We start from the raw sequence: 13082 nt of genomic DNA on the forward strand, positions 1-13082 counted from the left end.
GAATGCACAAGGACGTGGCAATGCTCGCCGCCCTCAAGCGCTACCCCGCCAGCATCCGCCTATTGCTGGCCACCACCTTCACCCTGACCGTGGCCCGCGCCCTCACCCTGCCCTACCTGGTGGTCTACCTGGCCGACAACTTCCAGCTGTCGGTCGGGCAGATCGGCCTGCTGATCGGTGGCGCGCTGATCGTTGCCTCACTGCTGAGCCTGTACGGTGGGCACCTGGTCGACACCGTGCGCAACCACACCCTGGTCAGCGCCAGTACGCTGGTCTTCGCCCTCGCCTTCGTGGCAGCCATCGCCAGCCGTTCGGTGTGGCTGTTCTTCACCTGCCTGGTGCTGATCAACCTGGCTCTGGCAGTGGTCGACATCGCCGCCAAGGCCGGCTTCTGCGCGCTGCTGCCGGTGGAGCAACGGGCCGAGGTGTTCGCCATCAAGTACACCCTGAGCAACGTCGGCTATGCCGTCGGCCCGCTGCTCGGCGTGGCCATGCTGGAGCTGGACGATCACCTGCCTTTCATTGCCTCGGCGCTGACCGGCCTGGGCATGTGCCTGGCCTACTGGCGGCTCGGCGATCGTGGCCTGCAAGCAAGCGCACAGGAGCAGCCGAGCGCCGGGTTCAGCCAGGTGGCGCTGGGACTGGCGCGTGACCGCCGGCTGGTGTGCTTCACTTTGGGCGGCGTGCTGAGCGCGGTAGTGTTCGGCCAGTTCACCGCTTACCTGTCGCAATACCTGGTGGTGACCAGCAGCGCCAGCGAGGCGGCGCGGCTGGTCGGCTACCTGGTGACCACCAACGCGGTCACGGTGATTGCCCTGCAGTACCTGATCGGCCGGCGCATTGGCCGCCAGCAGCTGATGCCCTGGCTGCTGGCCGGCATGGCGCTGTTCATCGCCGGGTTGCTGGGGTTTGCCCTGGCCGGGTCGGTGGTGGCCTGGTGCCTGGCGATGCTGGTGTTCACCCTGGGCGAAATCATCGTCATCCCTGCCGAGTACATGTTCATCGACCTGATCGCCCCGGAGCACCTGCGTGGGGTGTATTACGGGGCGCAGAACCTGTCCAACCTCGGGGCGGCGCTGGGGCCGGTGATGGTGGGGTTTGCCCTGGGGCTATGGTGGCCGGGGGTGATTTTCTACCTATTGATCGCAGCCGTGGTGCTAGCTGCCGTTTTTTACAGCCGAGGGCTTCGCGAGGGTATCCGGACGAATCAACTGTAACTGCTGCCGGTACTCATCCGTCACCTGTCTCGCGGTACCCGCGTCGCTCACCACCTTAGGCGTTATAAGAACAATCAATTCGGTACGTGCATGACTACGCTGGATGTCACTGAACAGCCAGCCTAACCCCGGCACCCGCCCCAGCCAAGGCACACGCCTCTGGCTATCGGCCTCATTCTGCTTGATCAAGCCTCCCAGCAGCACCGTCTGACCACTCTGGACCGCAACCTGCGTCGATACTGCCCTCGTGGAGATACTTGGGTTGCCATTGCTGTCCAGCAATTTGCTGGCATCGCTCACCTGTTGCTGAATGTCCATGTAGACCAGTCCACCAGGGTTGATCCGGGGTACCACGTCCAGAATCACGCCCGTCTGCACATATTGCACGCTGCTGGTTGTGACCGAGGTATTGTCCAGATTGATGGTGGTCTGGTTGATTGGTATGTTGTCACCCACCTGAATTTGCGCATTCTGATTGTTCATCCCGGTACTCAGGCGGGTGCTGGAGTGCAATGTGCAGTTGCCGCGCATGCCCCAGCACGCGTTAGTCAAGGTTGTCGCCCATGAGATCGACCGGTATACGCCCTTCACTGGTGATGAGGTGTATTACGCCGTGCGGTCAAGAGCGCTGGTATGGGTCGGACGGACTTCCTGTTAAAGACGTAGATTGGGACCATGACCATGGCCAGGGAATTCCACACGTTCACGAATGGGGGCGAAGCGACGGTGGAGCTCCAGTCCGAGGCAAGGGACGCCCTTTCGACCCTTCGATAGATAAATGAGGATTATCAAGTGCTGAGCGAAACTCTGAACGGACTACATGATGCCGAGCTAATTGGCCTAGACTCCGGCGATGCCCCTGCCCGCCTAAAAATTAAACTTAGAACCACTGAGGACATTGACCTTAGCATTACATTCGAACAATGCATCCATTATCGCGCAACCGACTTCACCCGCCAAAATATAATATCTCGCGTCCTTGTCTTTAATGAAAAATCTCCCCCAGACGAGGCGATCGGGAGCCTCATAAGATGGCTGACAAGCCTTTCTGATTCGACGTCATTCTTGACGGAAAGCAAATTGGCGGAACTGATCCAGGCCGTCTATTCCGGAAAGCTGAGTCTTGTCTACGTGGAGCCAAGCTGCGGCGCTGAGGTTGCTATCTTATGTCAGAAATTCCATAGGGATTAAAAACGCCTAGCCAGGGAGCAGAGACTGGCCTGCTTGCATTGTGCCCATACCGAAATGGCAAGCAACTGTAGCCGCGATCAGTTCAGACGGTGCACTGCACCGAGCAGGATTCTTCGCGGCAGCTTAACGTCTGGATTGATACGCTCCTGAACTGTGCGCTGGTCATTGCCAAGTCACCTGACTTCTGCCAGATCCAGTTCGATGCTGGGCACTTGAAGAAATTCACCAAAGCGCCGCACGGGGCTCTGGCATGCCAGTTCCTCTGTACTTTGACTGGCCTAGATCCACGTTAGTACAGGTTGAATTATGTCTCCCTCTGCCGAGAGGATAAGTACTTAGGGGCGGTGTTGGCTAGGGGTAGTCTTCATACCTGCTATTGATGTCGGTGATACTCGCCGGACTGTTCTACTGGCGGGGTACCTACATAGGCCAACACAGGAGAAATCTGCGACGACTCGCCGCTGCGACCATCGTCGGCGCTGACGAACCGCCGCCCGCGTGCCAGACTGATTGATCGGGACCGCGTTATCTTTTTTGCTCCGGAGTTTTCATGTCGTTGTCCAGCGGGCTGATCGCCCTGGTCGCCCTGGCCTATATGGCCGTCATGTTCGCCATCGCCTTCTACGGCGACCGCCGCAGCACACCGTTGCCGCCGCGCCTGCGTGCCTGGGTGTACAGCCTGTCGCTGGCGGTGTACTGCACCAGCTGGACATTCTTCGGCGCGGTCGGCCAGGCCGCCGAACAGCTCTGGGCGTTCCTGCCGATCTACCTTGGCCCGATTCTGCTGCTGATCTTCGCGCCGTGGGTGCTGCAGAAGATGGTGCTGATCAGCAAGCAGCAGAACATCACTTCGATCGCCGACTTCATCGCCGCCCGCTACGGCAAGTCGCAGTCCCTGGCGGTGGTGGTGGCGCTGATCTGCCTGGTCGGCGTGCTGCCTTACATTGCCCTGCAGCTCAAGGGCATCGTGCTTGGCGTCAACCTGCTGATCGGCGCCAACGCCGACGCCACCGGCACCCGCGTGCAGGACACCGCGCTGGTGGTGTCGCTGGTGCTGGCGCTGTTCGCCATCGTCTTCGGTACACGCAGCCTGGACGTCACCGAACACCACCGCGGCATGGTCCTGGCGATTGCCTTCGAGTCGCTGATCAAGCTGCTGGCATTCCTCGCCGTGGGCGTGTTCGTGGTGTTCAACCTGTACGACGGCTTCGACGACCTGCTGACCCAGGCGCGCCAGTCGGTGCAGCTGGACAGCTATTGGCAGGAAACCATCAACTGGCCGTCGATGGTGGTGCAGACCGCCGTGGCGATGATGGCGATCATCTGCCTGCCGCGGCAGTTCCATGTCACCGTGGTGGAGAACATCGAACCCCAGGACATGCGCCTGGCGCGCTGGGTGTTCCCGCTGTACCTGGCCCTGGCCGCGCTGTTCGTGGTGCCGATTGCCCTGGCCGGGCAGATGCTGCTGCCGGGCACGGTGATCTCCGACTCCTTCGTCATCAGCCTGCCACTGGCCGAGGCGCATCCGAGCCTGGCCCTGCTGGCCTTCATCGGTGGTGCTTCGGCCGCCACCGGCATGGTCATCGTCGAGGCCGTGGCGCTGTCGACCATGGTCTCCAACGACATGCTGCTGCCTTGGCTGCTGCGCCGCAATAACGCCGAGCGGCCGTTCGAGGCGTTCCGCCACTGGATGCTGTCGGTGCGCCGGGTGACCATCGTGGTGATCCTGCTGCTGGCCTATGTCAGCTACCGCCTGCTCGGCTCCACCGCGAGCTTGGCCACCATCGGCCAGATTGCCTTCGCCGCTGTCACCCAGCTGACTCCGGCCATGCTCGGCGCGCTGTACTGGAAGCAGGCCAACCGCCGTGGCGTGTTCGCTGGCCTGGCAGCGGGCATCTTCCTGTGGTTCTACACCCTGGTGCTGCCGATCATCGCCCATAGCCTGGGCCTGTCGCTGGGGCTGTTCCCGGGCCTGGCGTGGCTGCACGGTAACCCGCTCGACCTGCCGATCAGCCCCTTGACCCAGGGCGTGGTACTGTCGCTGGCGGGCAACTTCACCCTGTTCGTGTGGGTGTCGATGCTGTCGCGCACCCGCGTGTCGGAACACTGGCAGGCAGGCCGCTTCATCGGCCAGCAGACTAGCGCCCGGCCCAGCAGCAAACCGCTGCTGGCGGTGCAGATCGAAGACCTGCTCACCCTCGCCTCGCGCTTCGTCGGCGAGGAGCGCGCGCGACAAAGCTTCATCCGCTTCGCCTACCGCCAGGGCAAGGGCTTCAACCCCAACCAGAACGCCGATGGCGACTGGATCGAACACACCGAACGCCTGCTGGCCGGCGTGCTCGGCACCTCCTCGACTCGTGCCGTGGTCAAGGCCGCCATCGAGGGCCGCGACATGCAGCTCGAAGACGTGGTGCGCATCGCCGACGAAGCCAGCGAGGTGCTGCAGTTCAACCGAGCCTTGCTGCAGGGCGCCATCGAGAACATCAACCAGGGCATCAGCGTGGTCGACCAGAACCTGCACCTGGTGGCCTGGAACCGCCGTTACCTGGAGCTGTTCAACTACCCCGAAGGGCTGATCAGCGTTGGTCGGCCAATCGCCGATATCATCCGCTACAACGCCGAGCGCGGCCTGTGCGGCCCTGGCGAGGCGCAAGTTCACGTGGCGCGGCGCCTGCACTGGATGCGCCAGGGCCGCGCCCACTCTTCCGAACGGCTATTCCCCAATGGCCGGGTGATCGAACTGATCGGCAACCCGATGCCCGGTGGCGGCTTTGTCATGAGTTTCACCGACATCACCCCGTTCCGCGAGGCCGAACAGGCGCTGCGTGACGCCAACGAAGGCCTGGAACAGCGCGTGGCCGAACGGACCCACGAGCTGTCGCAACTCAACCAGGCGCTCTCGGAAGCCAAGAGCCAGGCCGAAGCGGTAAGCAAGTCCAAGACCCGCTTCCTGGCTGCCGTCAGCCACGACCTGATGCAGCCGCTGAACGCTGCGCGGCTGTTCTCCGCTGCCCTGTCGCAGCAGGCCGAAGGCATGAACGAAGAGGCCCAGCAGCTGGTGCAGCACATGGACAGTTCGCTGCGCTCGGCCGAGGAGCTGATCAGCGACCTGCTGGACATTTCGCGCCTGGAAAACGGCAAGATCACCCCCGACGCCAAACCCTTTGCCCTCAACGAACTGTTCGACACCCTCGGCGCCGAGTTCAAGGTGCTGGCAGCTGAAAAGGGCCTGGAGTTCCGCCTGCGCGGCAGCCGCCTGCGGGTCGACAGCGACATGAAACTGCTGCGCCGGGTGCTGCAGAACTTCCTCACCAATGCCCTGCGCTACGGCAAGAGCCCGATCCTGCTGGGTGTACGCCGCCAGGGCGAGCACCTGTGGCTGGAGGTGTGGGACCGTGGCCCGGGCATTGCCGACGATAAGCTGCAGGTGATTTTCCAGGAGTTCAAGCGCCTGGACAGCCACCAGACCCGCGCCGAAAAAGGCCTGGGCCTGGGCCTGGCGATCGCCGACGGCTTGTGCCGGGTGCTTGGCCACAAGCTTGAGGTACGCTCCTGGCCCGGCAAGGGCACGGTGTTCCGCGTCAATGTACCGATAGCCCACCAGGCGGCGGCAGCGCCGAGCGCTACGGTGGAAGCCGCGAGCCAGCCGCTGGCCGGCTTGCAGGTGCTGTGCGTGGACAACGAGGACAGCATCCTGATCGGCATGAACAGCCTGCTCAGTCGCTGGGGCTGCCAGGTGTGGACTGCACGCAACCGCGCCGAATGCGAAGCGCTGCTGGCCAAGGGCATGCGCCCGCACCTGGCGCTGGTGGACTTCCACCTGGATGACGGCGAAACCGGCACCGGGCTGATGGGCTGGTTACGTGCACGCCTGGGCGAGCCGGTGCCCGGCGTGGTGATCAGCGCCGACGGCAGCAAGGAAACCTTGGCCACCGTGCATGCCGCAGGCCTGGACTACCTGGCCAAACCGGTGAAGCCAGCGGCTCTGCGCGCCTTGCTCAATCGCCATCTGAGCCTGGTTCAGTAACCGCCTCGTCGGCTAGCGCTTCGTCAGACAGTGCCCGTTCCAGCAGCTCGGCAGGCAGGCTCTTGCTGGCGCGGGCGCCGAGCAGCTTGAGCTGTTCGCTGCGGCTGACCAGGTTGCCGCGCCCTTCGCACAGTTTGTTGCGAGCTGCAGCGTAAGCCTTGTCGACCTGCTGCAGACGGTTGCCGAGTTCGTCCAGGTCCTGGATAAACAGCACGAACTTGTCGTACAGCCACCCGGCACGCTCGGCGATCTCACGGGCGTTCTGGCCCTGGCGCTCCTGCTTCCACAGGCTGTCGATGACCCGCAGGGTGGCCAGCAAGGTGGTCGGGCTGACGATCACGATCTGCCGGTCGAAGGCTTCCTGGAACAGGTTGGGCTCGGCCTGCAGGGCCGCCGAGAAGGCCGCCTCGATCGGCACGAACAGCAGCACGAAATCAAGGCTGTGCAGGCCTTCGAGGCGGTTGTAGTCCTTGCTCGACAGGCCTTTGACGTGGTTGCGCAGCGACTGCACGTGCTGCTTGAGCGCGGCGTCGTCGTTGCTGCTGACAAATTGCTGGTAGGCGGTGAGGCTGACCTTGGCATCGACCACCACCTGTTTGTCACCAGGCAGCATGATCAGCACGTCAGGCTGGAAGCGCTCGCCATCGGCGCTCTTCAGGCTGACCTGGGTCTGGTATTCGCGGCCTTTCTCCAGGCCGGCATGCTCGAGCACCCGTTCGAGAATCAGCTCGCCCCAGTTACCTTGGGTCTTCTGGCCCTTGAGGGCTTGGGTGAGGTTGGTGGCTTCGTCAGACAGGCGCAGGTTGAGTTGCTGCAGGCGCTCCAGTTCCTTGCCCAGCGAGAAGCGCTCGCGAGCTTCCTGCTGGTAGCTTTCCTCGACGCGCTTTTCGAACGCCTGGATGCGCTCCTTGAGCGGGTCGAGCAACTGGCCCAGATGCTGCTGGCTGGTCTGGGCGAAACGCTGCTCACGCTCGTCGAAGATTTTCGTGGCCAGGTCGGCAAACTGGGCGCGCAGGGTGTCACGGGCCTCCTGAAGGTCTTCCAGGCGCTGCTGGTGGCTGTCCTGTTGTTCGCGCAGCTCGGCTTCGAGGCGCGCGGCCTGGGCTTCCAGGCGACGCAGTTCGGCTTCGCGGGTGGCGCGCTCGAGGTGCCAGGCGTGGGCTGCATCACGGGCGTTGTCGCGGTCGATCTGCAGCAGTTCCAGTTCACGGCCCTGGGCGGCCAGCTGGGTCTGCTTGACGGTGTTGGCTTCGCTGAGGTCGCTGACCTCGTCGCGGCTGGCGTCCAGTTGCGCCTGCAAGCCGGCCTGAGCCAGTTGCGCGCTGCTGAGCCGCTCTTCGAGCAGGGCCTGCTCGCCCTGCCGGGCGCCCTGACGGCGCTGCACGTGCATGACCCACCCCAGGCAAGGCACGGCGCCCGCCACCAAGCCCAGCAGAATGCTGGTCAGATCCACTGCCATGCTTACCCCGATCACGCTATTGCAAGTTGTGTGCAGCTTATCAGTCTGCTGGATCGGGCGCCTGTTCCGACTGATCGGCCTGGAACAGCCGCGCATATTCCAGTTGCGCCCGCGTGTCCCCGGCCCTCGCCGCCTGCCGCAACAGCTCATGGCCGATGCGACGGTCCCGGGCATTGCCGCAATCACGGCAGAGCATCTGCCCCAAGCGGCTCTGCGCCACCACCACCCCTTCACGTGCGGGTTGCTTGAGCAGGCGCCCGGCGATGTGCTTGACCTGCTGCTTGTCACCCAGGCGCGGGCTGTCGAGCAGCCAGAGGGCCACTTTCAGGGAAAAGCGTTTGGGCGAAGGGGCTGTCGAGGCAACAGCGAGGCTGACGAGGGGTTTACCGCGAAACTTCATGACCGACAGGGATGGCAACTCGAAAGGCGCGCCACTCTACTCCTTTTTTTTGTGCCTGACCTGTCGATTTCCGGAGGATTGAAATTTTTTTCGATGATTTTTTCTTGACGTTTCCGGGTGGATGACTGGCGGGTCGGCTGGTGCCTGTCGATTGTCGGACAGTTCTCTAATTTGCTGGCACGCCCGTCCTAGAGCAAGCGCTCGGGACAATCCACAGTTCCTGTGGATAACTCGGTGGACAACCCCTCCAATGAGCCCGCAAACCCCCGTGAAATGGGGCCTACAGTCAAACTGACGATTTTTTCACCAGCAAAAATTAGTGTTTTTTTTCATTGACTTAAGGTGCCAGTCAAGTCATTGGCGAGCCTTTGGAGGGCTGTTGCCGGGTTGTTACAAGTCACGCCTCGAATGTGAACAAGTGCACCGAAAGCCTGCGTTTGGATGCACAAAATTGGCACATCGGGCCGATTGGCGGCCAGTTGCCCCCTCTTCCCATCAGGCGAAAGACGCGCCATACTGCGCGGCTCGCCTGAAGAAACGTGCAAGGCTTGCAAAGGCCGCACATTTTCGGTAAGGTGCGCCTCGTTAGTACCAAGCTGAAAGTCAATTCTGGCCAGAAGCGTCCTTGCAGCCCATCGCTCTCCCGAACGATCGCTGCTGAAACCAGGACCGGCCCACTCGATGATTCACTCGCCAGCCCAGCGCTGTTCAAGCACGAATCAACCGGAAGATTGATCAGGATTCCACCCCGACGGCCTAGAACCTTGGCCCCGGCGTGCTGCCTGCCTTCTGAAGTACCTACCAGTCAGCCCAAGCGCCCACACTTTGATTGCGCTCTCTCTGGCTGCCCTGTTCCAGTCAGGTTCGTTCGTCCCTTAATAAAGGCGTCACTGGAACGTTTCTATCATGCACGGATCATATCCCCCGTGTTTAAAGCAGGAACCTCCAACAACATGCAAACTCATCATCAAATTCAGGCTGCCATTGGCACCCTCTCCCAGGCCTTCTCGCCGTTGAAGTGCCTGATCACCGCCCCACGCAAGGGCAACTTCAGCTTCACCCTGGTGGACGAACACGGCGTCGCCTGCCACACCGAACGCCTGTACCCTGAACAATACAGCCGCTCGGAACCGCTGCAGGCGGTGATCGCCCGCACCCGCCAATCGCTCACCGCGTGAGTGGCGAATATCGGGGTATTCAGAGGCTGAATGGCACCTGCCACATGCTGCCTGATCGTTCTTGGCCTAAGTGCTGCAAGGCATATAGCGCCGGATGGCAGGCAGCAATCGATTTAAAAACAGCCCTTTACACCACGATTATCACACTACACTTCAACTCGAGCGGTCCTTACCGCTTCCGGCGGGCCTGACCAATTTCCAGCTGCCAAGCTCCAGCGCCCGTCGGCCCTTTACTGCTCGAGGGCATCATGGGTATCGCGGCGAATGAATTGTGTCAGTATGTGATCCGACCAACCCTGGTCTATCTGAATCGTCACTGCGCCAGCGCCGAGGCCCTTCTGCTCGGTATCGCGGCCTGCCAGTCGGCACTCGGTTCAGCCTTGCACGACCGTCGCGGCCACGGCCTCTACCGCATTGGCGAAAGCCGTCACCAGGCCGTCTGGGACCACTTTCTTGCCCGCGATCCGGAGCTGGCCAGCCTGGTTCGGGGCCTTGCCAGCCAACACGCCTTCCTCGGCGGGCCGCACCTGGAGCTCACGGTGAACCTGCGCTACTCCACTGCCATCGCCTGGATGCTCATCGAAGAGCAGGCAACGCCGCTGCCAGCGGCCGACGACCTGCTCGGCCTGGCACGCATCTGGCGGCAGATTTTCCACCCTCAAGGTCGCCTGCGCGACTTCACCCAGGCCTGGCAATCGTGTATTGAACAGAAATTGCCACAGGCATCCTAAGAAGTGTCCTACAGCTTTATCGGAAAAAATGGAATTTTGGTCGGATTGTCCTACAAAACCGCTCTATCTCCTGTGATTCAGGCTATAGCGCGGCGCGTAATTTGTTGGTAGCTTTTCGCCCCGGAGATCACAAGGAGTTTCTAATAATGAAAAAAGCAATGCTCAAAACCTCCCTCGGTGTAGCCGTTGCCCTGGCATCCAGCCAACTGTTCGCTGCCGGCTTCGCACTCAACGAACAAAGCATCAGCGGCATGGGTACCGGTTTTGCTGGTCGTTCTTCTTCTGCCGATGATGCCAGCACCGTGTATGGCAACCCGGCCGGTATGTCCCGCCTCAAGCGCGAACAAGTCACTGTGGGTGGTGCGGCTGTCATCGCAAAAACTGACATTTCGGGCCCAGGCAGTAGCTTCGGGGGGGAAACCGATGGCGACATGGTTCCGACTGTCGGCGTGCCGATGGGCTACTACGTCAAACCGATCGACGACCACTGGAGCGTAGGTTTCGGTGTGTATGTGCCATTCGGCCTGGTTACAGACTATGGCAACGGTGACGCTGCACGTTACTGGGGCAAGAAGAGCAAAGTCGAGGTCATTACTTTCCAGCCAACTGTTAGCTATGCCTTCAACGACAAAGTGTCGATCGGCTTTGGCCCGACCATCAACCACATCAAGGGTGAGCTGGGCTCGAACCTGGCCAGTAAAGCCCTGCTCGGCCCCAACGGTCCTGATGGCGAAGTCAAGATCAAAGGCGACGACACCGCTGTCGGTTACAACATCGGCGTACTCGTTCAGGCAACCGACCGTACCCGCCTCGGCCTGACCTACCACTCCATGGTCGATTACAAGCTTGAAGGCGATACCCGCGTTTCCTACCCGGTCCCACAGCTTGGCCTCAGCGGCAAGTTCGACGCCAGCCTGAAAATCAAGACGCCAGAGTCAGTTGACTTCTCGATCACTCATGAACTGGATGACAACTGGACACTGTACGCGGGTAGCACCTGGACTCGCTGGAGCCGCCTGGAAAACATCACCGTCAAGAACGATGCTCCGGCAAACTACCCACTTCAGACCATCACCGAAGAGCAGAATTGGCATGACACCTGGGCTCATGCCATTGGTGCAGCATACAAGGTAAACAAAGAGTGGACCCTGCGTGCCGGCTTCTCGGTCGACCAGTCGCCAACCAACAACCATGATCGCTCGCCGCGCATCCCTACCGGCGATCGTAAAGCGGTAAGCATTGGTGCTGGCTGGAGCCCGAACGACGACATGACCATCGATGTTGCCTACTCCTACCTGTGGGAAGAAGACACCAAGGTAAACAACCTGCCTGATTCGCGTCAGGAAGCTCTGCTCAAAGGCAGCTACCAAGCCAAGTACGAGAATAGTGCCCACGGTATCGGTGCTTCGCTCACCTACCGCTTCTGAGTCGTACCTGCCCCATCAAGAAACCGCCCTCGTGGCGGTTTTTTCATGCCTGTAATTGCCAGTTATCGCCCAACGACTCACGCAGGTAGTCCATGAACGCTCGCACTTTTGCGGTCATGGCGAAGCGGTCGGCCACGCACAGGTAGATATCCATTGGCTCGGTCTGGGCATAGGCCTGGCCACCGTCGCTGTATTCGAACAGCGGCACCAGTGCTCCCGAGGCCAGGTGTGGCCTGACGATAAATTCGGCCAATCGGGTGATGCCGCCATCGTTGAGGGCCATCTGGGTCAGGGCATCGATGTCGTCACTGATCAATACAGTGCCGAATTCCGCCTCGAAACGCATGCCATCACGCACAAAGCCCCAACGCAGGAAACGGCCATCCACCGGATAACGGAAGACCAGGCAGCGATGATCCCGCAATACCTCCGGAGTGGTCGGTAAACCGGCACTGGCGAGGTAACCCGGTGACGCGCAGCAGATGAACGGAATGCGGGCAATGTGCCGCGCCAGCAGTTGGTCTTCCAGTTGCGGGGTGATGCGCAGGCTGACATCGACATCTTCGCGCGCGTGATTGACCTTGCGATCAGTCGTTATCAACTCTATCGAAAGCAGCGGGTAGCGGGCGCTGAAGGCCGGGATCAGCGGCGCCAGCACATGGCGACCAAAAGCAGAAGTCGAGGCGATGCACAGCCGCCCTTGTGGCTCACTGTCGGGAGTGGTGACCGCTTGTTCGGCCAGGGCCAAGTCGCGCTCGATGTGCCTGACCCGTTCGTAGTACTGGCTACCCGCAGGCGTCAGCGCCATGCTGCGGGTGGTGCGGCTGAGCAGGCGCACTTGCAGGTGCCCTTCCAGGCGCGCCAGGTTCTGGCTGACCGCTGCCGGGCTGAGGCCGAGGTTACGGGCGCCGGCGGCGATGCTGCCGGCTTCGACCACTTTAATGAAGCTGCGAATGGCGTTGAGCAGATCCATGGCAAGCTCTTCGATTCGTAAGAATCTCTTTATAAAGAACTCAATCCAGCGGGTCTACAGCCGCTACCGGAGGCATTGCTAACCTGCGCCCTCAGCCAACCTTCAGGAGATCGCATGAGCAATCTGTCCCACACCCGCAGCCGGCGCAAACTACGCCCGAGCGCTACGCCGTACGTATTCGCGTTCTACATGTCGTCGATCATGGCGCTTCTGATGTGCTTCGTGATCACTGCGGCGAATGCCGGGGTGAATCCGGATTACCTGAGTAATGTGCTGAAGGCTTACCAATTGGCGATGCCAGTGGCATTTGTGTGCGTGCTGATGGTGAGGCCAGTGGTGCTGAAGCTGGTGGCGATTACGGTGCATCCACACTGACAAAAGCAGCCGCAATGCAATTGCGTGAGGGCTGAAAGGTGCTCGCCGACAGGCGCTGCATGATTATCGGCAAACCCCTGCCAGCCTCTACGCGAACACCTTCC

Annotated in this window: 8 protein-coding genes and 2 pseudogenes; 6 read left to right on the plus strand and 4 right to left on the minus strand. The window is 61.3% G+C overall.

Annotation, left to right across the window (positions count from 1 at the left end):
* The first annotated feature begins 20 nt into the window (after window positions 1–20).
* Window positions 21–1217, plus strand: a complete 1197-nt coding sequence (locus tag N430_RS21015; protein WP_110638777.1) for an MFS transporter — start codon at window positions 21–23, stop codon at window positions 1215–1217.
* On the opposite strand, the pseudogene N430_RS21020 reads toward N430_RS21015, so the two are convergent.
* A pseudogene (locus tag N430_RS21020) lies at window positions 1158–1742 on the minus strand (type II secretion system protein GspD); the annotation flags it as partial. The gene N430_RS21015 and the pseudogene N430_RS21020 sit on opposite strands and share 60 nt — an antisense overlap.
* 1216 nt (window positions 1743–2958) lie before the next feature.
* Here N430_RS21020 and N430_RS21030 point away from each other — a divergent pair.
* Window positions 2959–6435 (plus strand): hybrid sensor histidine kinase/response regulator, encoded by a 3477-nt coding sequence (locus N430_RS21030; protein ID WP_110638779.1) that lies wholly within the window; start codon window positions 2959–2961, stop codon window positions 6433–6435.
* Here the strand turns inward: N430_RS21030 and rmuC are convergent.
* Window positions 6407–7780: a DNA recombination protein RmuC gene (gene rmuC / locus N430_RS21035; RefSeq protein WP_165837372.1), complete on the minus strand. Its 1374-nt coding sequence runs from the start codon at window positions 7778–7780 to the stop codon at window positions 6407–6409. The two genes, N430_RS21030 and rmuC, sit on opposite strands and share 29 nt — an antisense overlap.
* 172 nt (window positions 7781–7952) lie before the next feature.
* Window positions 7953–8294, minus strand: a pseudogene (locus N430_RS21040) (sel1 repeat family protein); the annotation flags it as partial.
* Between the two features lie 953 nt (window positions 8295–9247).
* On the opposite strand from N430_RS21040, the gene N430_RS21045 reads away from it, so the two are divergent.
* The 3 genes from N430_RS21045 to N430_RS21055 all read left to right on the plus strand — a co-directional run bounded on the left by N430_RS21045 (window position 9248) and on the right by N430_RS21055 (window position 11630).
* A complete protein-coding gene (locus tag N430_RS21045) occupies window positions 9248–9472 on the plus strand; it encodes a hypothetical protein (protein WP_012313162.1) in 225 nt (74 codons plus the stop codon).
* Window positions 9473–9720: 248 nt separating this feature from the next.
* On the plus strand, window positions 9721–10203 hold the full coding sequence (locus N430_RS21050) for a hypothetical protein (RefSeq protein ID WP_110638781.1): 483 nt from the start codon (window positions 9721–9723) through the stop codon (window positions 10201–10203).
* Window positions 10204–10349: 146 nt separating this feature from the next.
* The gene (locus N430_RS21055) at window positions 10350–11630 is read left to right on the plus strand and encodes an OmpP1/FadL family transporter (protein ID WP_110638782.1); all 1281 of its coding nucleotides are present in this window, start codon (window positions 10350–10352) and stop codon (window positions 11628–11630) included.
* A 43-nt stretch (window positions 11631–11673) separates the two neighbouring features.
* On the opposite strand, the gene N430_RS21060 is transcribed toward N430_RS21055, so the two are convergent.
* The gene (locus N430_RS21060) at window positions 11674–12603 is read right to left on the minus strand and encodes a LysR family transcriptional regulator (RefSeq protein ID WP_110638783.1); all 930 of its coding nucleotides are present in this window, start codon (window positions 12601–12603) and stop codon (window positions 11674–11676) included.
* Between the two features lie 114 nt (window positions 12604–12717).
* Between N430_RS21060 and N430_RS21065 the strand changes: the two genes are divergently transcribed.
* Entirely contained in the window at window positions 12718–12978 is a 261-nt protein-coding gene (locus N430_RS21065; RefSeq protein ID WP_110638784.1) for a DUF2798 domain-containing protein, read from the plus strand.
* The last annotated feature ends 104 nt before the right edge of the window (window positions 12979–13082 follow it).

The organism is Pseudomonas sp. CC120222-01a (genome assembly GCF_003097235.1).
Lineage (GTDB): Bacteria > Pseudomonadota > Gammaproteobacteria > Pseudomonadales > Pseudomonadaceae > Aquipseudomonas.